Genomic DNA, 26,056 nt, shown 5'->3' with positions numbered 1-26,056 from the left:
TTGCCTGCATAAGGGGCTGTTTTTTTGTGCGGCCGCGGAGTTCCGGGAAGAGCGGGCCGGAGCGGGAAAGCGTGACCCGGGCGGGAATATCGGCGGGATGACGAAGGCTGCAGGCTGCACGCCGTTGACGTCCCTCCGGCCGTGTATGGTTTCCGTTGGACCGGGGCCCGCAGAATTTAGCCGCAAGCGCATCAGTAGGGCCCTCCTTGAGATTCTGAGATTCCGGGACCCGGGGATTCCGGAGATTAATCACCGGCTTTGCCCGCGTCCCGGCGACAGGCGGCCGTAGGTCCATTTTCTCCAGAGCCACTCGGCGGGCCCGTAGCGGAATCTTTTCAGCCAGAATGCTGAAAAGGCGATCTGCAGCGGGTACACGACGAGGCAGAGCAGGGTGCCCTGCCACAGACTGACTTGACCGTATAAGCGGAAGCCGAGAAACAGAACGACGCAGAGGACCGTCTGCGACAAATAATTGGTCAGCGCCATCCGGCCGTAGGGCTGGAGAAACCGGAGCCGCCGCTGCCAGACCGGATTTTCGAGAAGCAGGGCAAGGCCGGCGATGTAGACAAACGCCAGCGTGAACCCGCTCGTGTAGACGAGGAAGAACGTCACGAGGCTGAGATCGGTTTCCGCCCCGATTGCGTAAATGGCGGCGATGGCCGCCAAAAGCGGGAGGCTGAGCGCAAGGCACCGGCGGCGGATCTTGCGCCACCACTCCCGGTGGGCGCTTACGTCATGGAGCAGGCCGCTTCTTCCCGCCGCCAGTCCCAGCAAGAACATGCCCAGGACGATGGGCAGCATGGAGAGCTGGCTGGACAGCGAGTCCCACACTTCGCTGCGCCAGTGCCAGGCCAGCCAGTCGGGCCAGGAGAGCGTCCGGAACGCGTGAAGGCTTGCGGCGGCTTCGGCTTCCGTGTATAAAGGGCCTCCCAGGGAGGGATCGATCCCTCCCCTCGCGTAGGCGACCAGCGCGATGATCAGGGCGGGCAGGCCGAGAATCAGCAGCAGGTAGCCGAGCACGAGGAGGAGGCCCCACTTACGGACGGTTTCCGTCTTCATCCGGTAAAAAACGGGAAGCAGGAAGCCTGTGATGGCGTAAAGAGTCAGAATATCTCCTCTCCAGAAGAGCGCCAAATGCAGGAAGCCGATCAGCAGCAGCACGAGCAGGCGCCTGCGGAACAGGCCGGGCCCGTATCCCTTCTGTTCGGCTCGCGACATGAAGATGTAGAATCCGAGCCCGAACAAGAAGGAGAAAATCAGATAAAATTTTCCCTGGACGAACAAATCGAGCAGCAGCCGGAGCCACCTGTCCGCGCCGTGGTAGACCGCAAATTCGCTTCCGCTGAAGGTCGGCATATTGACCAGGAAAATACCGAGCAGAGCGAAGCCGCGGATGATATCGAGCGCGATGATGCGTTCAGTCCCTGCGGAGGGGCCGATCATAGGAGTAACACCGTCCCGTCATAGCCCTGAAAGGCGATTTTTTCCTCATCATACGTGAAAGAGCCCCCGGTAGCAAATCGGGGGCTTGAAGACGGAAGAGAGGCGATACGGGTAAGCCCCGAAGCTCTTATCGGAAGCCGTTACAGTCCGGTGACGGTCGGTCCGGTCTATCCGGTTGTGCTGTCGGCGGTCGGGTTCGTTCTCCCGCACACAGCCGCGCTTCCGACACGGCTGACAGCTTGCCTGGCCGTCCGTTTCCGGCAGTCGGTTTTAGTTCCGCGGCCGCGCCCGGTCTCCCGCTCAGAACAGCGTGAGCGCCCACAGAATGAACGAGGTGGCGGGGACGAGCAGAACCTGGGCCAGAATCGTTCCGGCGAGACGGGACAGCATGAGGAGGCCGAACATTTTGTTTACGGCCTCCTGGCTGGCTTTGCCGTGCATGGCCCGGTCCGTCAGCAGCCCGACTTTCGGGTCGATCAGCAGCGTCATAATAATAGTGGCGATGCCGTTGATGAGGGCGGAGGACATGGTGGCCTGCGATTTGTTGTCCGGGCTGAAGGCCGACGCGTATAGGGCCGCCAGGACGCCGACCGTGTAGATGGCCGTGACGACGACATTGAGCAGCACGAGGCGTTTGGGCACCCCGCCGATCCGCAGGCGGGAGAGCATCTGCAGGCGGGGCGGGCGCAGGTGCTTGCGGGCCTGCTTGATGCCGTGCACGTTGGCCGTGGCCTTCAGCAGGGACGGAATGGAGCCCGTGACTTCGAAATGGGCGATCATCCGCGCCGACAAGGAGACGAGCGTCGGAAACAGCACGATCGCTACCGCCGTTCCGACCGATGCCGACATCAGGACGAAGCGGAACGGGGCCAGCGCCAGATGGGGATCGGTTTGTCCGGCCTTATCGGCAATGCCGGAGATCATCAGGCCCTGCACCATGTTCGAAGTCCGGGAGATCAGGACGATCATTCCCGCCAGCGAAAGGGCGACAGCCAGTTTGGCGGTCCGGATTCCGGCCAGACGGAAGGCGTAGGCGGACGTTTCGGCCGCGTGAATAATCAGGGTGAACAGACAGGCGAGGAGAAGCATGGTCAAGAGATATCGACTCTCCTTTTGAAGGAATGGAATCGCGCCCCCGTCGGGTCCGGTTCTTGCGGGACTCGTACCTTGGCAAGGGTCAAAGGAAGGACGGCACACGATATGCCGCGCGGCATTGCCGCTCCGTTCGTTTGTTTTTGTGCGTTGTTGCCGGCGTGTTCATTTTGTCGTCCGGTCTTTCTAGTGGAATTATACAAGGAACCTTTCCTATAAGCGAGAGAACCCCGCAAAAAGAGGAAGACTTTTACACAGGAGAACGGATCGTTTTGGCGGAAAAAACGAAAGGTTTCAGGTTGACAACCTTGCTGTAAAAAGGTATCATTCCTTGTGAATGATAATCATTATCACCAAGAGCGGACAGGGGAGAATAGAACGAATGAAATCAGCAGCACGCAAATCTTACGTATTATGTCTGATCGTCCTTGCGATGGCGCTTGCTCTGGCAGGCTGCGGCAAAGGCAACCAGGCTTCGGATGGGGGAGCGGCATCGCCCGCGCCCGGAGATACAGCGAAACAAACGATCAAGGTTAAACATGCCATGGGCGAGACCGAAGTGCCGGCTGCGCCGAAACGCGTCGTCATTCTGACGAATGAAGGAACGGAAGCCTTGCTGGCTCTCGGCATCAAGCCGGTCGGAGCGGTTAAATCGTTCACCGGTAACCCTTGGTACGACCACATCAAAGCCGATATGGAAGGCGTAACCGTCGTGGGCGACGAGCATCAGCCGAACATGGAAGCGATCATCAGCCTGAAACCGGATCTGATCATCGGCAACAAAATGCGCCAGGAGAAGGTTTACGCCCAGCTCAGCGCGATTGCTCCGACCGTATTCTCCGAAACGCTGCGCGGCGAGTGGAAGAACAACTTCAGCCTCTATGCCGAGGCGGTGAACAAAAAAGCGGACGGCGAGAAATTGATCGCCGACTTCGACAAGCGCATTGAAGACTTCAAGTCCAAAGCGGGCGACAAGCTGAAAGAGAAAGTTTCCGTCGTGCGGTTTATGGCCGGCAAAACCCGCATCTATCTCGACGATACGTTTACCGGCATTATTTTCAAACAGATCGGCATTGCCCGTACGCCTGTAAAAGCCAAGGATACATTCGTGGAGGAAATTACGAAAGAGCGCGTGCCGGAAGTGGATTCCGACCGTCTGTTCTACTTCACGTATGAAACGGGCGACGGCAACGGTACGAAGCAGGAAGAAGCGATTACCAAGGATCCGCTCTGGCAGAACCTGAACGTGGTGAAGAACGGCAAGGCCCAGAAGGTAAACGACGTAACCTGGAACACGGCAGGCGGCGTTAAAGCGGCTAATCTGCTTCTCGACGATTTGTACAAGTTCTACGACATCAAGTAAACATAACTGGCGAAGCTCCGGCGGCGCCAAGCGAAAACTCCGTCCTTCGGGCGGGGTTTTTTACTATGTTACGGGCGCTTATCTTAAAATAGTTTAAGAAATCCCACAAAATAGGATATGGTATCATTGAGGACAAAGACAGAAAACGGGCGGTTATCCAAGCAAACCGTTAGCCGTGTTGGAGGTACAGATATGTACGGGGGAACGATTCTACTTGTCGACGACGAGACCGAAATCACCAATCTTCTGGAGATTTACTTGAAAAATGAAGGCTACCGGCTGTTGAAAGCATCCGACGGTGCCGAGGCTCTCGAGCTTTTGAACGAAAACGAAGTCGATCTGATCATTCTGGACGTCATGATGCCCCGGATGGACGGAATCGAGGCGTGCATGAAAATACGGGAAGAAAAGCATATGCCGATCATCATGCTGTCGGCCAAAAGCCAGGAGATCGACAAGATCACGGGGCTAAGCATCGGGGCGGACGATTACGTGATCAAGCCGTTCAGCCCGCTGGAGATGCTGGCACGGGTCAAATCGCAGCTCCGCAGGTACCGGCAGCTCAACAGCCATTCCGCCAAAAACGAGAATGAAATTCTTATCGAGGACCTGCTCATTAATTTGGGAACCCATAAAGTATATGTGGAGGGCAGCGAGGTCAGACTGACGCCCCGAGAGTTTGCGATTCTTCAGGTGCTGGCACGCAGCAGAGGGCAGGTGCTGAGCATGGAGCAGATTTACGAAGCCGTATGGGACGAGCCTTTTTTTGAATCGAATAATACCGTCATGGTTCATATCCGCAAAATCCGTGAAAAAATCGAAAAGGACCCAAGCCGTCCTCAAATGATCAAGACGGTCTGGGGAATCGGCTACACCATCGAATAAGTTCGGCTCGGAGGGGCAAGACTGGAGTGAACAAACTTGAAAAACAAATTTATCCACACCGTGCGCTGGCAGTTTATTTTTATCTTTATTCTCAGCATTGTGTTCGCTGCGGGAACCGTGCTTCTCGCCTACCGGATAGTGAAATCGATCGTCGGCCTCAGCTATTACTCGGGGCCCCTCCGCTGGGTCGTTAACAACATCGGCTCTACGCCCGTAATGGTCGTGGTCGGGGGCGGGCTGTTTCTTGTTTATTTTTTTATTTTCAGCCGCAAGATTATCGGGTATTTGGAAGAGATCACACAGGGCGTGCAGGAAATCGCGAAAGGCAATCTGGACTATGAAATCGTGGCCCGTTCTTCCGACGAGCTTGGCGAGGTTGCGGAAACGATCAACGTGATGACCCGGAAGCTGAAAAAATCCATCGAAGAGGAAAGAAAAGCGGAACGGACGAAAAACGAGCTGATCACGGGCGTTTCGCACGATCTCCGTACCCCTCTGACGTCGATTTTGGGCTATCTGGAACTGATTGAGACGGACCGGTACAAGGATGAAGTCGAACTCCGGTATTATACGCGCATCGCTTTTGAGAAAACGAAAAATTTGAACAAGCTCATCGACTACTTGTTCGAATACACGTCGCTGCCCGGCGAAGGCATCGAGCTTGAAATGAAGAAAGTGAACATCTACGGCTTTCTGAAGCAGCTGGCGGAGGAGTTTGTCCCGATTTTAACGAAAGCGGGCATGACGTGCCGGGTGACTGCGGAGGACGACACGCTTTATATCCGGGCGGACGGCAGGCAGCTGGTCCGGGCCTACGAGAATCTGATCTCCAACGCGATCCGGTACGGCAGCGCAGGCAAGGTTGTCGATATCAAAATCAGCCGCAGCGGGCAAGAGGCTGTCGTGGAGATTGTCAATTACGGAGAGCCCATTCCGGAATCGGACCTGCCGTATATCTTCGAACGGTTTTACCGGGCGGAGAAGTCAAGATCGTCCCGCACAGGCGGAACCGGCCTCGGACTGGCTATCGCCAAGAGCATCATCGAGATGCACGGCGGGGAAATAGCGGCGCGCAGCAACCGGAAGCAGACGGTTTTCGAAACGCGGCTCCCTCTGCAGCCTTCACGACAACCCGGAACAGACAGCTAAGGAAGGCCGATCGTCAGCGGCCTTCTTTTTTTCTATCGGCAGGGAAATCCTTAAGTTTTCTTAAGAATGGTTTAAGCGGGCGGTAAGCGGTCCTAAACAGCGCCTTAAGCTCTCTCTTGTATACTAGAAATCACGGGAACGCCGAAAGGAGCAGAATTATGAACCGTAAAAAATGGGTATGGGCAGCATTGGCGGTAATTTTTCTGCTGGCGGCCTATGTGAGGATCGATTTTCTCCGTTCGGTCGATCACGAGATGCCCCATGACTCGCTGAATTACGATAAGATGGTCAGACAACTGCTGGAGACGGGAGTATACGCCTACAACGACGAGACCCCGAACGCGCTCGTGACGCCCGGTTATCCGCTTTTTTTGGCGGCGGTATATGAGATCGCGGATTATAAGGAGCACGACCCGCTTCCCTGGGTCCGGTATATACAAGCGCTGCTGAGCCTGGCCGCTTTAGGGTTCGTCTACCGGATTGCGAGGAGGTTTTCCGGTGAGCTGACGGCACTTATTGCGCTTCTGATCGCGGCCGTATATCCGCCGTTCGTCTGGGCCAACGGGGCCATTCTGACCGAGGTGCTGGCCATTTTCCTCTTGCTCGGATATCTGCTTGCTCAGATCCGGGTTTTCGAAACGCCTTCTTATGGACGTGCTGCCGCCGCGGGAATCTGGCTCGGTCTGACGGTGCTGGTGCGCCCGGAATTTCTGCCGCTGATTGCCGTGGCCTTCGCGTTCCAGTGGCTGCGGGACAAAGAAGCGAGGAAGCGGACGATCCGGCTGTTTGCCTGCTCCGCCGCGGCCGTTGTGCTGCTGCTTGCGCCCTGGTGGATTCGCAATGCCGTCACGCTGCATCAGTGGGTCGCGACAGCGACTCAGGAAAACCCGTTCAGGGCGGGAACGTATCCGTACAATACGTTTAACGACGAGAGCCTGGTAGACCCCGCGGGCAAAACGGAGAAAGAGCTGGCCATAGCCCGGTTGAAAGCGGGTTTCACGACCCAACCGGGGCTGTTTATCAAGTGGTATACGATCGGAAAAATGCAGTACGTGTACCAGAGCGTCTACCGCGGCGGCGGCCATCAGCCTTATTATCCGGTGATCCCGTTCAACGCGAACCTGCTTCATCGCACACTTGTGCTGTCCGGCGCCATAGCCGTTCTGGCCGCACTGAGGCGCTGGAGGGAGACCGTTACGCTGCTGGCTCTAACGGTCATCGCGATGAGCCTGATCCGTCTCGGCTTCGTGGCGGATTACCGCTACAACGTCACGATGATGCCCCTGATCATCATTCTGGATTGTGTCCTGGGCTGGCGTGCGGTTATGTGGTGGAAGGGCAGGCGGACACAGAAAACCGCCGTTTTGAACCCGATGAAATAACGAAATGAAGCATGAAAAGAATGAAATGAATGAAAATGAAAATGAAAGTTACGAGGTGCGAACATGTCCGGTTCTTTTTTTACAGGTAAGAAAGGTTTTTTACTCGTTCTGGTTCTAGTCCTTCTGGCGGGTGCCGGAGGGGGCTGGTATTATTACTCTTCTAAATGGAAGGCCGCTGTCGGGGGGCCGCTTCCGGCCAAGCAGGAGCTGACCAAAGTCGTATCGGCCGACAAGCTGAAAGACAACTACGACGTTATTGTAATCGGCACGGATCCCGAAGGCGTCAGCGCGGCCGTGTCCGCTTCCCGCAGCGGGCTGAAGACTCTTCTGATCGAACCCCGCAAGCGTACGGTTCTGGGCGGCCTTATGACGGAAGGCTGGCTGAACAGCATCGACATGAACTGGGACAAAACCGTGTCGACTTTGCCGGGGAAAAATCCGGATTATTTCAACAAAGGGATTTTCAAAGAATGGTATGAGCAAACCGAAGGCCACTCCTTTGATGTGACGACTGCGGCCAATGCGTTCAATAAGCTCGTTGCCGATGAGAAAAACATGGACGTCTCCATGGACGGGTACAGTGTGGAACCGGTTCTCAAACAAGAAGGAGCGGCTCAAACCGTAACCGGAATCACCGTAACCAAACAGGGTGGGACGAAACAGACCATCGGCACCAAAACCGTTATCGACGCGACGCAGGATGCGGATTTCGCCGCGGCTGCGGGAGTGCCTTTTACCATCGGACGGGAAGATATCGGGGATAAAAAAGCCCGGATGGCCGTTACGGCCGTGTTCCGGCTGAAAAATGTAACGGATGAAGTTTGGAGCAAGGTGGCCAAAAGGCTGAACGGCGACAATGATAAGGATACGGGACTGGACAAAATGTCCGCCTGGGGATACGGCAAAGAGATGGCGGGCTACGTGCCGCTGAACAAGCAGCGCATGAAGATGCGCGGGCTCAATATCGGCAGACAGCTTGACGGTACGGTGCTGATCAATGCGCTGCATATTTTCGATATCGACGGCTTGAACGCGAAATCTCAGAAGGAAGGGCTGGAAATCGCAGCCAAGGAAATTCCGAATGTCGTCAAGTATTTGAAGACGTTCGATGAATTCAAGAACGTGGAGCTGGACAGCATCGCTCCCGAGCTGTATGTGCGCGAAACCCGCCACATGGAGGGGCTGTACAGGCTCAGCGTCGTGGATTTGCTGGAAAACCGCGACCAGTGGGACCGGATCGCCTTCGGATCTTATCCGGCGGATATCCAAAGAACGTCGCCCAACGATAACGGCGCGGTCGTCGTTCATCCGACGAAGTACGCGGTTCCGTTCCGCAGCATCGTGCCGCAGAACGTAGACGGCCTTCTCGTCGTCGGCCGGAGCGCCAGCTACGACACGCTGGCGCACGGCAGCGCCCGCGTCATCCCCGTCGGCATGGCCGAGGGCGAAGCGGCAGGGACGGCGGCCAAGCTGGCCACGGAGAAGGGCACGACCTTCCGCGCCATGGCGGAATCCAAATCCCTGATCGCCGAGCTGCAGAAGCGGCTGAACGATCAGGGGATGGACCTCAAGCCTTACAAGCTGGACGAAGCGGCGTTTATGAAGCATAAGGCGTATCCCGGCCTGAAAGCGGCAGTGTCTATGGGCATCGCTTACGGCTCTTATGCCAACGCAGGCTTTAAGGATCTGGATAATCCGTCGAACGCGCAGCGGATGGTGAACCAGATGAACAGCGTAAGACGGATGTACGCCGCTTCTTTCCAAGGAGATCCTTCCGCCGCCGTGAAAGGGATGGAGGAGCCTGCGAAGAAAACGCTGACTCTGCAGCAGGCGAGCTACACGATCGCGCAGGCCGCGGGGCTGAAGGTTGAAGCCGCGGAAGCGCAGGCCGCGCTGGAAAACGGCGGGCTGCTCAGCAAAGCGACCCTCGGCATCATCGCCAATAAAGAGAAGTTAAGCGACGGCGATGTGTACATGATGCTCAAAGACGCGGTAGAAAAGCAGGCAGGAGCAAAGTTTTAGAAAACCGAAGACTGTACAGGCGGGAACTGAGCGCTATAAAGGCCAGGTGCATGTGAAGGCCGGGCTTGGGTGTCCCGAAGAGTCCCCCTGCGCAAGAGGTGCTTGCTGAGGACAGGCTTACAGAAAACGAAATGAAGCCGGTCATAAAAAAAATAAATGCCCTGTTCCGTCGGCGGAACAGGGCATTTTTCATTGTTCGGGCTTTAATCGCACATTTATTGCAGATTGATTTTTACCGCTTTGTCCGGCCGGACGTTTTCTTTGTGAAGAAGCTGGAGCTTGGGATCGCCCTTAGGCTGCTCGAACACCAGAGTGCCCGAAACTTTGCCGCCCGGAGCCAGTTCGCCATATTTGAGGCCGGTTTCTCCGGAGAAGGAAGCGAGCACTTTATCGCTGGTCATCCCGCTGCTGTTGGCCATTTCAAAGCTGTACGGGTTGTACGCGAGCTCATTGGTCCCCGAATTTTCGATATTCAGCGTCACCACGACAAATTCGCCGTCCGGCAGGTTGGGCGTTTCGGGACCCTGCTCCGTAAATTTTTCCACTTTGCTTACTTTTATTTTCGCATCGCCGATTTGAACGGTATCTTCTTTGGAGTATTCCTGAGCGAGGGACGCAGCAAAATGCGGCGCTTTGGCGGCGGAAGAACGATCTGCGGCGCCGCCCTGTTTGAGCGGGGATGCTTGCTCCTTATAGTCTCCACATGCGGTCAAGGCCAGACACGAAACGGCGGCAAGCAGGACGAGTTTTGTTTTCAAAAGACTCTCCCCCAATCTGAATATGGTTCGTTAAGACTTATAACCCGCAAACGAAACCTGGTAAACAATTCCGGCGCAAACAGTTGCCTTCCTCACCGCAGCCTGATAAACTGATGAAAAGCAAGCCGAAAGCATACCCGTCACGATGAAGAAGAAGAGTAAGCGTCAGGCAGGACTCCAGAGAGCTGATGGCAGGTGAGAATCAGTGTCAGGCAGGCGCCGAATGGGCTTCCGAGTGCCGGTCCGAACCCCTTTGCGGGCAGTAGGAGCCGGCGGCAGCAGGTCCGGCCGTTATCCTGGGACCCCGTATCGAAAGCGGACCGCTTTCCGTACGTTAGAGCGCGTTTGTCCAGGCAAACGAACAAAGGTGGTACCGCGAAGTGAAACTTCGTCCTTTTTAAGGACGGAGTTTTTTTGTTGTCCGGTTTACGCTCCGGACCTTAATCTTCGAAAACATTTTATTTCACATAAAGGGGGTGATGGCCGTGGAAGACGGTTGGTGGTGGCGTCTGGAAAACAGGACGGACGGAGATTTGAAACAGTTGCGAAAAGGAATTGAAACCGACATTCAAAGGAGAAATGAATATGGAACGGATATTAACGGGAGACCGCGTCACCGGGAAGCTGCACCTCGGCCATTACGTCGGAAGTTTGAAAAAGCGGGTGGAGCTGCAGCATCAGATGGAAACGTTTCTGCTGCTGGCGGATGTGCAGGCGCTGACGACGCATTTTGAGGACCCGGATCTGGTAAGAAAACATCTGCGGCTTGTCGCGCTGGACTACTTGGCGGCCGGAATCGACCCGGAGAAGGCTGTGCTGTGCGTGCAGTCGCTCATTCCGGAAATCGCCGAACTGACAGTGTTTTACTCGATGTTCGTCACAGTCAGCTCGCTGAGGCATAACCCGACGACCAAAAGCGAGGCGGAGCAGCGGGGGTACGACGATTTGTACTACGGCTTCCTCGGTTATCCGGTCAGCCAGGCGGCGGACATCACGTTCTGCAAGGCAACGCTCGTCCCGGTGGGCGACGACCAGATTCCTCATATCGAGCAGACCCGCAAAATCGTCCGGAGATTCAACTCGCTCTACCGGCCGGTGTTCGAAGAGCCCCGGGCGCTGGTCGGCCATACGCCGCGCCTGATCGGTCTGGACGGGAACGGCAAAATGAGCAAGAGCCTGGGCAACGGTATTGAGCTCGATGCCTCTGCGGAAGAGATAAGAGCTAAACTGAAGAAGGCCAAGACGGACCCTTCGAGAATCCGCAAAGACGATCCGGGTCATCCCGGGATTTGCCCGGTCTTCTCCTACCATGAGGCGTTTCTGGCCGGGGATGCCCCGGAAATAAGGGAGAGCTGCGAACGGGGGAGCATAAGCTGCACAGCCTGCAAGGAGAAGCTGGCGGAAGGGCTGAACGCCCTGCTGGAGCCGATGAGGGAGCGCAGGACTTATTACGAGGCGAAGCCTGCCGAAGTGGACGAAATTCTCCAATCCGGCACAGCCAAAGCGCGCGGCATCGGCCGCGAAACGATGCGGGAAGTGCGGGAAGCGATGCGGATTGATTATTTCGGACGCTGACGGGCCAGTGCGGCAGTGTGCCTGTGCTGCACCGCAAGGCTCCATAGGGCCCAGCCATGCCCAAGGGCAGCCCCCAGCCGCGACGCACTTGTGCCGCACGGCAACGCAAAAAAGCCTATCCGTTAAAACCGGATAGGCTTTTTCGCATGCGCAATCATGCGCCGGAAGCTTCCGCTTCTTCCGTCCATGCTTGCGGGTGGTTGTCGCTCAGATACGCCGCCGCTTTCGCGTTGCTTTCGACTTGAGCGACGTTTTTGCAGCCCGGGATGACGGCGCTGACCGCGTCATGCTTCAAGCACCACGCGAGGGCCCACGTCGCCATGTCCATCGCTTCCGGCACTTCGTGCTCGCGGATGCGCTGCACTTCCTCGAGCTTGCGCTGCGTCTCGGCGGGGTCGTGCCGGTGGCGCGTGTCCGTGGCGGCGAAAGTGGCGCCCGGCTTGTACTTGCCGCTGAGATAGCCGCTCGCGAGGGGAACGCGGGCAAGCACGCCGAGGTTCTGCTGCAGGCACGACTGGAACACGCTCTCTTCGGGAGCGCGGTCGAGCCGGTTGTACACGACCTGGATCGCTTCCGAGCCGACCTGCGTGGAGGCGGCTACCTGATGAAGGTTGTCGTTCTTCGCGATCGAAGTGCCGATGTGAAGAATTTTGCCCGCCTGCTTCTGCTTGTCCAGCGCCGTCCAGAGGGCGTCGTTGTCGAACACGGAATCCGTTCCCGAATGGAACTGGTACAAGTTGACATAGTCTACTCCCAGCGCTTTCAGAGAGGCGTCGAGCTGCCCGATCATATCTTCCGCCGAAAAACGCTCGTCGCGTTTAAAGCGGTCATGATAATGATGGCCGAATTTGGTCGCCACGACCCAGCCTTCACGGCCCCGGCGGCTCAAATAGTTGCCGATAAACGATTCCGATAAATGATCGCCGTAGCATTCCGCGGTATCGATAAGGTTGATTCCGAGCTCCTTTGCCTTGTCCAGGACAGCGTCCACTTCGTCCTGCGTAAAGTCCTGTCCCCATTCGCCGCCGAACTGCCATGTGCCGACGCCGATTACGGACACTTTTAATCCCGTCTTGCCGAGTGTGCGGTATTTCATCGTTTCAGCCTCCCGTGTACGTATTTGACCGTGTTGGACCCGGAATCCGTAACGGTATATTCTCTTTCATTTAACGGGAAAATGAAGGCAAAGTCAAAATGCCGCTTGATCCCAAAGCGGAAATGTGACATACTATACCTAACTAATGTTAGTTAGGAGAGTGGGGCTCATGAATACTCCCGAGCGGATCAAGGCCGCAGCACTCGATTTGTTTGCATCACAAGGCTACGAAGGCACCTCCATGGCGAATATCGCCGAAGCCGTAGGGATAAAAACGCCTTCCATTTACGCACACTTTAAAGGCAAAGAGGAATTGTTTCTCAGTGTGCTGCAGGATGCGTCCCGCGGCGAGCTGGAATTTGCCTCCTCGCATCTGGAAGCGGGCGGCGAGGCGCTCGACCGCAAGCTGTTTAAGCTGTTGTCCCATACGCGCGGCAAGTATGAGCATAACGGTTCGACGAAGTTTTGGATCCGGATGATGTACTTTCCGCCGGCCTCGGTGTACCGGGAAACGATAGAGCTCTCTTATACGTACTTGTCCCGGATGGAGGAGCGGCTTACGTCCGTGTTTACCGAGGACCGCTCGGCGATCGGCGTCGATCCGGATAAAGCTGCGGCGGCTTTTCTTTGTCTGATGGACGGGATCATTGTGGAACTGCTTTACGGTACGGCCGAAAGCTACGATAAAAGGCTGGAGGCTTCGTGGGACGTCTACTGGCGGGGAATCTCCCATTCATGAGCCTTTATGAGCATACGGGGAAAGAAGGAGGCATAATTCGATTATGAATCGGAACTGGCTTTATGTACTGGCGGCGGGATTGCTGGAAATCGGCTGGGTTTCGGGTCTGAAACATGCGCATGACGCGTTTACCTGGATATTGACCGGAGCCGCGATCCTGCTCAGCTTCTGGGTGCTGCTGATGGCGACAAGCCGTCTGCCCGTAGGAACGGTGTACGCGGTATTTACGGGGATCGGCACGGCGGGAACGGTTCTTACGGAAACGATCGTGTTCGGGGAGCCGATCAGCTGGCTGAAGATTGTCTTTATCCTGATTCTGCTCGGCGGTGTGATCGGGCTTAAAATCACGACGAAAGAACCGGAAGAACCGGCGAAAGGAGTGAATTCCTGATGGCATGGGCCGCACTGATATTGGCGGGATGTTCGGAAATTTTCGGCGTACTCGCCATGAACAAGATCGCGCGGAAGAAGACGATTGGGGCTTACGCGCTGCTTTTCTTCGGCTTCGGCATCAGCTTTTCGCTGCTGTCCTATGCCATGGAATCCATCCCGATGGGCACGGCTTACGCCGTGTGGACCGGAATCGGCACGTGCGGGGGCACACTGCTGGGCATGTTTATGTTCGGCGAGTCCAAAGACTGGCGCCGCATCCTGTTTATCGCCATGATTATTTCGGCGGCCGTAGGACTCAAGCTTCTTACGTAACCGCCGCCTGTTCTTTTTTTGCAAGGGAAGCGGGCATTGAATGGGCTTGCAACGCCGCGCCGATTTTCATATAATAGGTGGCATAGTTAAACGCAGCAACCAATTCCATAGCAAATGCAATGAAGGAGAAAAGTACGCAGTGCTTCCTGACAGGGAGGAGACGCCGAAGATTGAGAGCGTCCCCGTGGAACCAGGCTGCCGAAGTTCGCTCCCGAGCAGTTTCTTGAACAGTGGCCTGGGGCCAGTCAGTAGAGAGTACCGGCTACGAACCGTTATTTCGAAGAGTGAGACACGTCAGAGGCGGATGACCTTCCAGGAAGGCATTTTGCGCAGCAGGCGGTCTAACAAGGGTGGTACCACGGCTTTTTCGTCCCTTACCGGGCGGAGAAGCTTTTTTTGTTGTCCGGAAACCGTCAAGGGTTGCCAGATCTAAAGGAGGGATTACACATGAGAGAACGTTTGGAAGCGTTAAAAGTACAAGCGCTGCAGGAATTGGCCGCTGTCGGCAGCCAGCAGGAGCTGAATGATCTCAGAGTCAAGTATTTGGGCAAAAAAGGGCCGCTGACCGAAATTTTGCGCGGCATGGGCGCGTTAAGCGCGGAAGAGCGCCCCGTTATCGGCCAGGTGGCCAACGACGTCCGGGGTGCGATCGAAGAAGTGATCGCGTCGAAACAGGAAGAATACGACCGCCAGGAGACGGAAAACCGCCTTCGGGCCGAAACGATCGACGTTTCCCTGCCGGGCCGTCCGTCCGTGCAGGGAGCCGTTCATCCGCTGAACAAGATCGTCGAAGAGATCGAGGACATTTTTATCGGGATGGGATTCACCGTCGTGGAAGGGCCGGAAGTGGAGCGCGATTACTATAACTTCGAAGCGCTGAATCTGCCGAAGGACCACCCGGCGCGCGATACGCAGGATTCGTTCTACATCACCGAGGAGCTCCTGCTCCGCACGCATACGTCCCCTGTCCAGGTCCGGACGATGGAAGGCCGCAAAGGAGCCGTGCCGGTCAGAATCATTTCTCCGGGTAAAGTGTACCGGCGCGATGACGACGACGCGACGCACTCCCACCAGTTCACGCAAATCGAGGGGCTTGTCATCGACAAGAACATCCGCATGAGCGATCTGAAAGGAACGCTGTTGCAGTTCATGCGCGAGCTGTACGGCCCGCAGGCTCAAATCCGCCTGCGTCCGAGCTTCTTCCCGTTCACCGAGCCGAGTGCGGAAGTCGACGTGTCCTGCATGATGTGCGGCGGCGAAGGCTGCCGGACCTGCAAGCAAACCGGCTGGATTGAAATTCTGGGCTCCGGCATGGTTCACCCGAAGGTGCTCGAAATGTCCGGGTACGATCCGAACGAATACAGCGGGTTCGCTTTCGGCATGGGGCCCGAGCGCGTAGCGATGCTTAAATACGGGGTAGAGGATATCCGCAATTTCTATACGAACGACCTGCGCTTCCTGAAGCAGTTCGTCCACCTATAAACCGGGAAAAAGGAGGAAAAAGGCGATGAAAGTATCTTATCAATGGTTGTCGGACTATGTAGACGTACAGGGCTTCACGGCTGAAGACCTTGCAGATAAAATGACACGGAGCGGCATCGAAGTCGACATTGTCGAATCGCTGAACAAAGGCGTGTCGGGCGTTGTCGTCGGCTTTGTCAAATCGAAGACGAAACATCCCGATGCGGACAAACTCAACGTGTGTACGGTCGATGTGGGAACGGGCGAGGACCTGCAGATCGTCTGCGGAGCGAAAAATGTGGATGCCGGACAAAAGGTCCCGGTTGCCGTTATCGGCGCCGTACTTCCGGGAGATTTCAAAATCAAGCGCGCCAAGCTTCGCGGCGTGGAATCCCAAGGCATGATCTGCTCCGCCAAAGAGCTGGGCATGAACGATAAGCTGCTGCCGAAAGAAATTCAGGAAGGCATTCTGGTTCTTCCGGAAAATACCGAAATCGGAAAGCCGATCGTGGACGTGCTGGTTCTAAACGACAGTGTCCTGGAACTCGAGCTGACGCCGAACCGTTCGGACTGCCTGAGCATGATCGGCACCGCGTATGAAATCGGCGCCATTCTCGGACGTCCGGTGAAGCTGCCGGAAGAAGGACGCAACATCAACGTCGATTTCAGCACCGTCAAAGCGGAGGATAAAATTTCCGTCTCGATCGCCGCACCCGAGCAGTGCACGCATTATGCGGCGCGCCTTATTGAGGGCGTCCGCGTCGGCACGTCTCCGCTGTGGCTGCAGAACCGACTGATGGCGGCGGGCATCCGCCCCATCAATAACATCGTAGACGTTACGAATTACGTGATGCTGGAATACGGCCAGCCTCTTCACGCGTTTGACGCGGATCAGGTCGCGGGCGGCAGAATCGAAGTCCGCCTTGCGGCGGAAGGAGAGAAGCTGGTGACGCTTGACGATGTGGAGCGTACCCTGGAGCCGCACATGCTGCTCGTAACCGATGGCATCAAGCCTATCGCGATTGCGGGAGTTATGGGCGGCGCGAATTCCGAAGTGACGGAGAGCACGACTTCGATTTTGCTCGAGTCTGCTCGGTTTGCCGGCCCGTCCGTCCGTAAAACGTCCCGCCAGCTCGGTCTGCGTTCGGAGGCGAGCCTCCGTTTCGAGAAGGAAGTCAATCCGGAAGCGGTCGTTCCTGCGCTTGACCGTGCGGCGGCTCTTCTTGTGCTTTGCGCCGGAGGCCAGGTCGCCCAGGGGATCGTGCAGGAGACCGTTCAAGCCTACTCCGGCGTCAAGATTCCGTTGAAGCTGGAACGTGTGAATACGTACCTCGGAACGGATCTCTCGCTGCAGCAGGTAAAAGAAATTTTCGACCGTCTCGGTCTTGAATACGGACTGCTCGAAGAAGGCTCTCTCATCGTTCACGTGCCGGGTCGCCGCGGAGATATCACCCGGGACGTTGACCTCATTGAAGAGGTTGCGCGTCTGTACGGATACGATAACATCCCGATGACGCTGATGACGGGCGTAACGACCCCGGGTTCCTTGACGCGCGAACAGTCCCTTCGCCGGACTATCCGCCGTCTGCTCACGGGAAGCGGTCTGCACGAAGTGATCACGTACACGCTGGGACAGCGTGAAAATGCCGCCGATTATCCGGGCCTTTACCCGGAATACACGCCGATCCCGCTTGCGATGCCGATGAGCGAGGACCGCAGCGCGCTGCGCACGTCCCTTGTTCCTCATCTGCTTGAGGTTGTGAGCTATAACCGCAACCGGAACAACGATGATGTCGCGATTTTCGAAACGGGCACGGTATTCCTGTCCAAGGAGACGGCCTTGACCGCACAGCCGCAGGAAAAGCGTCTGCTGAGCATCGCGATGACCGGTAACTGGAGCGGCGCTCACTGGGGACAGAAAGCCCGCAAAGCCGATTTCTACGACTTGAAGGGCGTGTTGGAACGGGTGATTTCTTACCTGGGCGTATCTATCGAATTTAGGTCCGCACAGAAAGAAGGCTTCCACCCGGGACGCACGGCAGAACTGTTCCTGCTCACTCCGGATGGAGAGCGCCGGTCCATCGGCTACATGGGGCAGCTGCACCCGACGCTTCAGAAGAAGCGGGACCTCGAAGACACCTACGTGCTGGAAGCCGAGCTTGATCCGCTTCTCCAGCATGCCGATTTCGAAGTGGACTACCGCATGCTTCCCCGCTATCCGTCGGTAGGACGCGATACGGCGCTCGTCGTGGATACGGCTGTACCGGTAGGCGATCTGGAACGCCTAGCGGCGGAAACGGCGGCGGAGCTGCTGGAATCCATCCGCGTTTTCGATGTTTATACGGGAGAACGTCTGGGCGAAGGCAAGAAGAGCGTCGCTCTGGCGCTGGTATATCGTCATCCCGAACGCACGCTTCAGGACGAAGAAGTCACAGAAACGCATGCGCGTGTCGTGGCGGCGTTGGAATCGGCTTTCGGAGCCGAGCTCCGCAAGTGATCTTTCGTTGAAATATCAAGGTTACGGAAGGAAATAGGGCCGGTCGCATCGAATTCTTTTTCGATGGACCGGCTTTTTTCTATAAAACAAGGAAACAAATGGAAAAGTCCGATGTCTTCAACCGGAACCGCCATGCAGGCGGCCGGATTTCGAGTGTTTAAACCGAAGGAGGATATCTCATGAATTCGGAAGAAAAAACGAAAATCATCGTTGATATATATGGAAATGAATATAAACTGAAAGCCCATAACAGCCCCGGCTACGTGCGCAAAGTGGCGGCGGAAGTCAATGACCAGATGGTCCAGATCGCCGAAAGCTATCCGAGACTCGATACCTACAAAATCGCGGTGCTGGCGGCCGTCAATCTGACGGATGAGAAAGCCAAAGTCGAACAGAGATTCAGCGAGACGGAAAGCCGGCTGAACGATTTGCAGCGGGCGCTTTCCAAGGCCGACGCAACCGTGGAAACGGCTCGCGGGCAGCTCGAAAGAGCCCAGCAGGAGGAGCAGCTGCGCAAAGCCGAGCTGGCGGAAGCCCGGGAGCAGGGAGCCAAGGCGGCCAAGCGCCAGCAGGAGCTTACGGCATCCCTGGAGCAGACGAAGCAGCGGGCGGAACAGAATCTGCGGGAGTTGAACGCGGCGAAGGAAAAGGCCCAGCAGGGAGCGAAGCGGGAAGAGCAGCTCAAGGCCGAGCTTCAGCAGGCCAGACAAAATTCAGAGAAGCTTCAGCGGGAACAGGCGTCTCTTAAACAGCAGATGGAAAAAGACGCTCGCCAGGCCGATCAGTGGAAAAAGGAGCTGGAGCAGGCGGCGGGGCAAATCAAGACGCTCGAAAGCAAAATCGGGCAGGCGGAGCGCGATGCCGAATCGCTGCTTGAGCAGCTGGAACAGGAAAAAACGGCGGCCGGTCAGGCAAGAGAGGAATCGGCGGAAGCTCTTCTACAAATCCAGGAAGCCGCGGAGAAGGAACAGACCCTGCGGGCCGAGCTTCAGCTGGTCAAACAGCGCAGCGAGCAAGTCCAGCGCGATCTGCAGGCGTCCAAAGAGCGTGAGCGGCAGCAGAACGGGCAGATGGAGCAATTGCGGCAGGAGCTTGCGGAAGCGGCCCAAAGAGAAGCCGCGGTCCGGAAGGAAGCGGATCAGGCGAAGCAGGATGCCGAAGCGCTTTTGGAGGAGCTGGAGCTTGAAAAAGCCGCCGCCGACGAGAATCGGCAGCAGGCTGCGGCCGAGCTGGAGAGGCTGGCGCGTGAGCAGAAGCACACGGACGAACAGCTCCGCCAGCTGAAGGACGAGCTCGAGCTGGCGAAGCTGGAGGCGGACGAAAGCCGGGAAAGAGAAGAGCGCCTGAATGCCGACGCGCAGCAGGCCGCTGAACGCGAGGAAATGCTGCGCAGCGAGCTCCAGCAGGCCCAGAGAGACGCCGAAGCGCTTCTGGAGGAGGCCGAACTTGAAAAAGCCGCGGCGGAGAGCTTGAAGGAGCAGCTCCGTGAAGCCGGGGAACGCGAGCAGACGCAGCGCACCGAACTTGCGCTGATGAAACAGCGCGGGGAGCACATGCAGCGCGAGCTGGCCGAAAGCAAAGAACAAACCGCACAGCGCGAGCAGAGTCTGCGGGAAGCGGCCGATCAGCTGGAAGAAATCCGCGACGAGCTGGAAAAATCCCGTAAAGACGCGGAGGCGCTTCTGGAAGAGCTGGAGGCGAACAAGGCTTCGGCGGAAGAAGAGCTGCGCGAATCTACGGAAGCGCTCAAAGCGGCGCGTCTGGAATCCAAAGCGGTGCGAGAAGCGGCGGAGAATGAGAAATCGGCAGCGGAAACGAGGCTGCGGAATGACGAAGAAGCGCTGGTAACGGCTCGGCGGGAAGCGGAGGAAAGCCTGGCCGCAGCCCGTCTGGAAGCTGCAGAGAAGCTTGAGGCTTTGCAAAAAGAGTCTGCCGAGCGGTTGGAACTGGCGCAGCTTGAAGCTGAAGAGCAGCTTGAAGCATTGCGCAGGGAAGCGGCCGATCTGGAAGCGGCCCGGAAGGCGGCCGATGCGCAGCTGGAAGCTCTGAAGCGGCAAAGCTCCGAAGAGCTGGAACTGGCCCAGATGGACGCCGAGGAGAAGCTGGAGACCGCACGGCGTGAAGCGGCGGCGAAGCTGACGGCGGCCGAGAACGAAGCGGCTGCCAAGCTTCTGGCGGCCGTACGCGAGGCCGAAGAGATAGAGGCCGCCCGCAAGGAAGCGGCAGCCAAGCTTGAAGAAGCACAGCGTGAAGCGGCAGCCGCACGCGAGGCGTTCCGGCAGGAGCTGGAGGCGGCGCGTGAACGGGCCGAGCAAGAGCTCCTGGAAGCGATGGAAGCGGCGGAACAGGAAAGCGAGGCGCGCAAGGAGGCCCAGCGGGGCCAAGAGGCCGCCGAGGCTAAGCTGCGTGAAGCGTCCGAGGCTTTACAGGCATTGGAGCAAAGAGCGTCCGGGCTGGAAGCGGAGAAGGAAGAAGCTGCTGCGCGGCTGGAAGCGCTGGAGCGGGAAACCTCCGAGCGAATGGAAGCTTTGAAGCGTGAAGGAGCCGAAGAACTGGAGCTGGCTCAGCTGGAAGCGGAAGAACAGCTCGACGCCGCAAGACGGGAGGCGGCAGCGGAGCTGGAGGAAACGCGGCGCGAAGCCGCAGCAAAATTACAAGCCGCTGTACTCGAAGCGCAGGAGTTGGAATCGGCCCGCAAGGAAGCGGCGGATAAGCTGGCGGAAGCGCAGCGTGCAGCCGAGGCCGCGCGTGTAGCGTTCCGGCAGGAATTGGCGGCAGAGCGCGAGAAGGCCGAGCAGGAGCTGCTGGAAGCGATGGAAGCGGCCGAGCGGGAGACCGAGGCGCGTGCAGAGGTCCAGCGCGAGAAAGACGACGCCGAGGCCAAGCTGCGCGAGGCGTCCGAAGCGCTGCAAGCCGCGGAGCGTAAAGCGGCCGAGCTGGAAACAGAGAAGGAAGCTGCCGCGGCGCAGCTGGAAGCTCTGAAGCGGGGAAGCGCGGATGAGCTGGAACTGGCTCAACTGGAGGCGGAAGAGCGCCTGGAAGCCGTGCGCAGAGAAGCGGCGGCCGAACTGAAAGCCGCGGAGAACGCTGCTGCGGAGAAGCTTTTGGCGGCGGAGCGCAGTGCCGAAGAGCTGGAGGCCGCCCGCAAGGAGACGACGGACAAGTTTGAAGCGGCACGCCGCGAGGCCGAGGCCGCGCAGGAAGCGCTTCGCCTGGACCTGGCCGCTGCCCGTCTGGAAACTTCGGAGAAGCTTGAGGCTCTGCAGCAAGAGTCTGCCGAGCGGTTGGAACTGGCTCAGCTTGAAGCTGAGGAGCGCCTGGAAGCCCTGCGCAAGGAAGCGGCCGCCGAACGGGAGGCCGCGGAGAACGCTGCCGCAGAGAAACTTCTGGCGGCGGAGCGCAAGGCGGAAGAGCTGGAAGCCGCCCGCAAAGAGGCGGCGGCCCGGTTGGAAGCGGCACGCCGCGAGGCGGAAGCCGCACAGGAAGCGCTCCGCAGGGAACTTGCCGAAGAGCGCGAGAGAGCGGAGCAGGATCTGCTGGAAGCGATGGAAGCGGCCGAACGGGAGACCGAGGCGCGTCTGGCGGTCCAGCGCGAGAAGGAAGCCGCGGAAGCGCGCCTTCGCGAGACGGAGCAGGCGTTTGCGGCCGTCCGGCAGGAAGCCGGAGAGCTGGCGGCTTCCCGCAGCGAAGCGGCGGAGGAATTGGCGGCCGCCCGGAGAGATTTCGCCGAACAGCTCGAGTTTGCGGAGCTAGAGGCGGCGGAGAAGCTGGCTTCCGCACAGCGGGAAGCCGAAGCCGCCCATCAGCGCGAACTTGCCGCGGAACGCGAACGTGCCGAGCGGGAGCTGCTGGAGACGGCGGGAGCGGCGGAGCGGGACAGAGCGGCCCGGGAGGCGGCCGAAATGGAGAAGGCCGCCGCCTTGGCCAAGCTGCGCGAAACCTCCGAAGCGCTTGAAGCGGCCCGGCAGGAAGCCGTGCAGACACGCGAATCGGCCGCGAAGCTTGTCGAAACGCTCCGTGCGGAGCTGAATGGGGCGCGGCAGGATGCCGAAGCGCTGCTCGAAGACCTCGAGCAGGACAAATCCGCGGCGGACGAGGAGCTGCGGAAAGTGACCGAAGCCCTGCGCGCCGCACAGGAGGAAGCGGCAGCCGCCGCTAATGCCGCGAAAGCCGCGGAGCGGGATGCGGAAGCTCGCACGGTTTCCGTACGGGAGGAAATGGCGGTTCGCCTGAAAGCCGCCGAAGAGCGCGAAGAAGCGCTCCGCGGCGAGCTGGAGCAGGCGCGCCGGGATGCCGAAGCGCTGCTGGAAGACCTGGAGCAGGGGCGGAGCACCGCGGACGAGCGGCTGCGTGAAGCGGAGAAGGCGCTGGAAGAAGCGCGTTTGGAAGCGGAACGCGCCCGTGAAGACCGCGCCAAGCTGGAGGCTTCTCTTAAGGAAGAGATGACCGAAACGCTCAAGCAGGGTGAACTCATGCTTACCCAGGTGGCCGCTGCCCGCGAGAAGGCCGACAAGGAACTTGCGTCGGAACGCGGCCGTTCGGCCCAAGAGCGGCTTGCTGCGGCTGAACTTGCCGCCCAGTTGGAGGGAGCCCTCAAACGTGAAGAGACACTCCGGGCCGAGCTGAACCAGGCGCGTCAGGACGCGGAAGCGCTCCTCGAAGATTTGGAGCAAGGCCAGGGCGCGGCGGCCGCTAAGCTGCAGGAAACGGCTGCCGTATTGGAGGCCGCACGCGAAGCCGCGGTACGCGAGCTGGCAACCGAGCGCGACAAGTCCGCCGAAGAGCGGCGGAAAGCGGAAGAGCTTGCCGAACAGCTCCATGCGGCGGTTTCCGGCCGGGACGAAGCGGCCGCAAGAGAGGCGAAGCTGCGCGAGGAGCTGAGCCGGGCGAAAGCGTCCGGTGAGGCGCTGAATGCCGAGCTGACGGCCGCCCTCCGCGAAGTTGCCGCGACCCAGCAGATGGCTCACGAGCAGGTGCTGCAGGAGCAGTCCATCCGCCGGGAGCTGGACAGCTCCATGCAGGAGCGCCGGTCGTTGCAGGAAGAGCTGGACGCATACCGCCAGCTTATGGACGAGCAGGCCGATCAGGAGCGCGCCAGCCTTGGTGAACTCGGCGGCCTGCGCGGAGAAACCGAACAACTCCGCCAGGAAGTGACCCGGATTACCGAAGAACTGGGAACGGAAGCAAAGCGGAGCGGACTGCTCCGGCATCAGCTGGAGGAATTGGAGCAGGCTCACCTTCAGGCGGAGCAGGGCCTCAAAGAAATGAGCCGTCTGCATGAACAGACGAGCGGGCGATGGGACGAGCTGCAGCAAGAACACCGCAAGCTGCAGGACGAGTATGCGAAGCTTCAAACGGAGTATAACGAATGGATTCAGCTTGTGATGGAAGAACCGAAAGGATAATGACTCTTCCTTCCTGGAATGTACTGGATTGGTCTATCCTCGTGCTTATCGCCGGAGGACTTGTCCTCGGCTACGCGCGGGGATTGATTTCCCAGCTGGTTTCAATTGCCGGATTGTTTATCGCCCTGTACGTCGCCGTCCGTTTTTACGAGCCCGTTGCCACGTATTTATTGCAATGGCTTTCCCTTTCTTCTTTTTCCGGTTATGATAAATATGAGTTTTTGGTTAAAGGGCTGAATTTGGAGCGTTATATCGCGAATGCCCTCTCTTTCGCCCTGCTGTTCTTTCTGGTAAAGCTTGCCCTTGGAATCGGGGGGAGAATGCTCAACCTGATTGCCCGGCTGCCTGGTTTGCATACCGTTAACCGGGTGACGGGAGCGCTGCTCGGAGCGCTGGAAGCGTTTGTGATTGCCGCGGTTGCGGTTCATATCATGACAATTCTGCCGTCCGACTATGTTCAAGACAGGCTCGGCCAGTCCCGGTTTGCTCCTTACATCCTGAATGACGTTATGGAATGGGCCCGGAAATTGTGGCAGCGGAGCATGTAAGTTCAAGGATACTTCCTCCCGTAAGGGAGGTTTTTTATTCATTTTAATCGGCTCTCCAGCGATCCGGTCGGCGTGAAGCGCGGAGGCTGGAAGTTGCACCGGTACTCCTCGTACAAGCAAGACTACGCAGATGCGCGCGGCACTCCCGCTTAAACCTGCTTCCGTCACGGCGAGCGACGACGATGCGATTGTGGAGCAAGGGAGGGAGAAACCGTATGGAACAGACGTTAGCCGCCGGCAGCGTTGTGACCACAGCTTGTATCATGGCTGCAGCATGTCTGGGTTGGTTTTATGTATGGATTCGTAGAAAACAAAAAGCGGAGGGCGCCGCCCTTCTGCAGTCGGTCATAACGGCTTTGGCCGTGACGTTCTTTTTCCTGCTGCCGCTGCTGATTATGTTCGTGTGCGTCTATGCGGCTCTTCTCAGTGCGGGGACGTTCCTGCCCGACAGTGTCTGGTTCCAGCAGTCGGAAGATTTGCTCAGCCTGGCTCTGCTGCTTATTTTCGCCCAGACGCTGCTGAGCATTCCGGTGAGGCTGCTGCTGCGGATGGGAGCCTTGAAGGGGCTCGGTGAATTCCGTAAAAAAATCGGGATGCCGCTCGTTCCGCTGCAGCTCAGCCTGACGATGCTGACTTTCGCTCTCGGCTATCTGGCCGCCAGAGAATGGCACCTCACTTCGGTCGAACTGACCGAAAGAGGGCTCTATTACGTGTCGATCCTGCCGCCTCTGGCCGCATTCGGTATTTTTACCCTTCTGCGCAGAAGAAGAGGAAACCATCCCGGCGCGTAGGACGAAGATGAACAGACTGTGACAGGTGTGCCGCCCTTGCTGGAAAAGCGTTCACGCGCTGCGGTCCCGCATGACGGCGGTCAACCTAGAAGCTTCTCCGGGGGCGGATGCGCCCGCTTTGCAAAACAAAAAGGCTTGCGGAATGTATCAACGATACGTAACCGCAAGCCTTTTTTTAAAATTCGCCGGACATTACCGACGGGCTTATTTTATTCTACAACGAGCTTGGCTGTCATCGTGGAGTGGCCGCTTCCGCAAGGAATGCTGCAGAGAATGTTATAAGTGCCGGCTTTCTCCGGAGTGACGACTTTGCTCTTGCTGTTGTTGTCGAGACTGACTTTCAAGTCCGGTATCGATACGCCGTGAACGCCTTCCTTGATGTCCAGGTTAATTTTAAGCGGTTCGCCTTTTTTGACTTTATATTCAGCCTGGTCGAATTTCCAGTTGGAAGCTTGAAGCGTAATTTCCTGACTTGCCGTCGCGTTAGCGTCCGTTGCCGCCGTATCCGTTTTTTTGCCGCAGGCAGCCAGAGCGAATACAAGGACAAGAGCCATCAGCAGTGCTGCTGTTTTTTTCATAAATTTCCCTCCCTTTGTTTCATACACCCTCATCATACACCCGGAAGGCGGGGAAGTCAGCGGCTAACAAGTGAACCCTTTATGACAAATCATCGAATAAGATGTGAAAAAAGAAGACCGGATCCCGCTCGAGAGAGCGTGAATCCGGCCGCGGCATCCCGCCGGTCAGTGCGTGCTTTTGCGCCGGCTGTCTTTTCGGTCAAACGGAGAGACCGGAATAAACAGATCGACAATCCCGACGACAAGAGCGGCAAGGATCGCACCGATGATGGAGGCGTGTACGCCCGTAACGATGAACTGGGACAGCCAGATGACAAGCGCGCTTGTCAGGAAGCCCACGATTCCCCGTCCGAACGGCGTAATCTGCCTGCCGAAGATGCTTTCGATAATCCAGGCCAGCACGGCGATGACGATGGCCAGCAGCAGGGCGCTTATGAACCCGCCCACTGAAAAACCGGGAACGATCCAGCTGACAACCATCAAAACCAGTGCGGAAACGATAAATCTGATCACATGACCGAGAAATCGCATCGGAAAGGCACCTCCTTGATTTGTTGACGGAACGGC

At 57.8% G+C, this 26,056-nt stretch carries 20 protein-coding genes and 1 other annotated feature; of the genes, 14 read left to right on the top strand and 6 right to left on the bottom strand.

Going from position 1 to position 26,056, the window contains the following annotated elements; translation table 11 throughout:
• Positions 1-249: 249 nt before the first annotated feature.
• Together AC2TF6_RS23735 and AC2TF6_RS23730 are read right to left on the bottom strand one after the other, a co-directional pair.
• The gene (locus AC2TF6_RS23735) at positions 250-1,443 is read right to left on the bottom strand and encodes a DUF418 domain-containing protein (RefSeq protein WP_491308777.1); all 1,194 of its coding nucleotides are present in this window, start codon (positions 1,441-1,443) and stop codon (positions 250-252) included.
• Positions 1,444-1,743: 300 nt separating this feature from the next.
• Positions 1,744-2,532 (bottom strand): lipid II flippase Amj family protein, encoded by a 789-nt coding sequence (locus AC2TF6_RS23730; RefSeq protein ID WP_036740467.1) that lies wholly within the window; start codon positions 2,530-2,532, stop codon positions 1,744-1,746.
• A 385-nt stretch (positions 2,533-2,917) separates the two neighbouring features.
• Between AC2TF6_RS23730 and AC2TF6_RS23725 the strand changes: the two genes are divergently transcribed.
• From AC2TF6_RS23725 to AC2TF6_RS23705, 5 genes are all read left to right on the top strand, one after another.
• A complete protein-coding gene (locus tag AC2TF6_RS23725) occupies positions 2,918-3,898 on the top strand; it encodes an ABC transporter substrate-binding protein (protein WP_491308776.1) in 981 nt (326 codons plus the stop codon).
• 192 nt (positions 3,899-4,090) lie between these two features.
• Positions 4,091-4,783 carry a response regulator transcription factor gene (locus tag AC2TF6_RS23720; RefSeq protein WP_491308775.1) on the top strand — a complete coding sequence of 231 codons (693 nt, stop codon included), beginning with the start codon at positions 4,091-4,093 and terminating at the stop codon, positions 4,781-4,783.
• A gap of 36 nt (positions 4,784-4,819) precedes the next feature.
• The gene (locus AC2TF6_RS23715; protein WP_491308774.1) at positions 4,820-5,932 is read left to right on the top strand and encodes a sensor histidine kinase; all 1,113 of its coding nucleotides are present in this window, start codon (positions 4,820-4,822) and stop codon (positions 5,930-5,932) included.
• A 158-nt stretch (positions 5,933-6,090) separates the two neighbouring features.
• Positions 6,091-7,314, top strand: a complete 1,224-nt coding sequence (locus tag AC2TF6_RS23710; protein ID WP_491308773.1) for an ArnT family glycosyltransferase — start codon at positions 6,091-6,093, stop codon at positions 7,312-7,314.
• A gap of 63 nt (positions 7,315-7,377) precedes the next feature.
• On the top strand, positions 7,378-9,336 hold the full coding sequence (locus AC2TF6_RS23705) for an FAD-dependent oxidoreductase (RefSeq protein ID WP_491308772.1): 1,959 nt from the start codon (positions 7,378-7,380) through the stop codon (positions 9,334-9,336).
• 215 nt (positions 9,337-9,551) lie between these two features.
• Here the strand turns inward: AC2TF6_RS23705 and AC2TF6_RS23700 are convergent, their stop codons facing one another.
• Positions 9,552-10,094, bottom strand: coding sequence for a DUF4352 domain-containing protein (locus tag AC2TF6_RS23700; protein WP_491308771.1), 543 nt, complete (start codon positions 10,092-10,094; stop codon positions 9,552-9,554).
• Positions 10,095-10,230: 136 nt separating this feature from the next.
• Positions 10,231-10,493, top strand: a binding site (T-box leader).
• A gap of 186 nt (positions 10,494-10,679) precedes the next feature.
• Between AC2TF6_RS23700 and trpS the strand changes: the two genes are divergently transcribed.
• The gene (trpS, locus tag AC2TF6_RS23695) at positions 10,680-11,669 is read left to right on the top strand and encodes a tryptophan--tRNA ligase (RefSeq protein WP_491308770.1); all 990 of its coding nucleotides are present in this window, start codon (positions 10,680-10,682) and stop codon (positions 11,667-11,669) included.
• Positions 11,670-11,823: 154 nt separating this feature from the next.
• Here trpS and AC2TF6_RS23690 read toward each other — a convergent pair whose 3' ends face one another.
• A complete protein-coding gene (locus AC2TF6_RS23690) occupies positions 11,824-12,765 on the bottom strand; it encodes an aldo/keto reductase (protein ID WP_491308769.1) in 942 nt (313 codons plus the stop codon).
• A gap of 169 nt (positions 12,766-12,934) precedes the next feature.
• Between AC2TF6_RS23690 and AC2TF6_RS23685 the strand changes: the two genes are divergently transcribed.
• From AC2TF6_RS23685 to AC2TF6_RS23650, 8 genes are all read left to right on the top strand, one after another.
• Entirely contained in the window at positions 12,935-13,504 is a 570-nt protein-coding gene (locus AC2TF6_RS23685) for a TetR/AcrR family transcriptional regulator (RefSeq protein WP_491308768.1), read from the top strand.
• A 43-nt stretch (positions 13,505-13,547) separates the two neighbouring features.
• Positions 13,548-13,895 carry a DMT family transporter gene (locus tag AC2TF6_RS23680; protein ID WP_491308767.1) on the top strand — a complete coding sequence of 116 codons (348 nt, stop codon included), beginning with the start codon at positions 13,548-13,550 and terminating at the stop codon, positions 13,893-13,895.
• Positions 13,895-14,209, top strand: coding sequence for a DMT family transporter (locus AC2TF6_RS23675; RefSeq protein ID WP_009676109.1), 315 nt, complete (start codon positions 13,895-13,897; stop codon positions 14,207-14,209). Before AC2TF6_RS23680 ends, AC2TF6_RS23675 begins: the two co-directional genes overlap by 1 nt.
• Positions 14,210-14,656: 447 nt before the next feature.
• Entirely contained in the window at positions 14,657-15,691 is a 1,035-nt protein-coding gene (gene pheS, locus AC2TF6_RS23670; protein ID WP_454235223.1) for a phenylalanine--tRNA ligase subunit alpha, read from the top strand.
• A 25-nt stretch (positions 15,692-15,716) separates the two neighbouring features.
• Positions 15,717-18,167 (top strand): phenylalanine--tRNA ligase subunit beta, encoded by a 2,451-nt coding sequence (gene pheT, locus AC2TF6_RS23665; RefSeq protein ID WP_491308766.1) that lies wholly within the window; start codon positions 15,717-15,719, stop codon positions 18,165-18,167.
• Positions 18,168-18,346: 179 nt separating this feature from the next.
• Entirely contained in the window at positions 18,347-23,572 is a 5,226-nt protein-coding gene (locus AC2TF6_RS23660) for a hypothetical protein (RefSeq protein WP_491308765.1), read from the top strand.
• Positions 23,572-24,120: a CvpA family protein gene (locus AC2TF6_RS23655; protein WP_326055079.1), complete on the top strand. Its 549-nt coding sequence runs from the start codon at positions 23,572-23,574 to the stop codon at positions 24,118-24,120. The genes AC2TF6_RS23660 and AC2TF6_RS23655 overlap by 1 nt, the downstream gene beginning before the upstream one ends.
• A gap of 215 nt (positions 24,121-24,335) precedes the next feature.
• Positions 24,336-24,911, top strand: a complete 576-nt coding sequence (locus AC2TF6_RS23650; protein WP_491308764.1) for a hypothetical protein — start codon at positions 24,336-24,338, stop codon at positions 24,909-24,911.
• Between the two features lie 209 nt (positions 24,912-25,120).
• Here the strand turns inward: AC2TF6_RS23650 and AC2TF6_RS23645 are convergent, their stop codons facing one another.
• Entirely contained in the window at positions 25,121-25,489 is a 369-nt protein-coding gene (locus AC2TF6_RS23645; RefSeq protein WP_009676126.1) for a cupredoxin domain-containing protein, read from the bottom strand.
• 165 nt (positions 25,490-25,654) lie between these two features.
• Positions 25,655-26,020 carry a phage holin family protein gene (locus tag AC2TF6_RS23640; protein WP_491308763.1) on the bottom strand — a complete coding sequence of 122 codons (366 nt, stop codon included), beginning with the start codon at positions 26,018-26,020 and terminating at the stop codon, positions 25,655-25,657.
• Positions 26,021-26,056 lie beyond the last annotated feature (36 nt).

This window comes from Paenibacillus sp. JNUCC 35 (assembly GCF_058269095.1).
The sequence above is the reverse complement of the archived record's forward strand: the minus strand, read 5'-3'. Positions and strand labels throughout refer to the sequence as shown.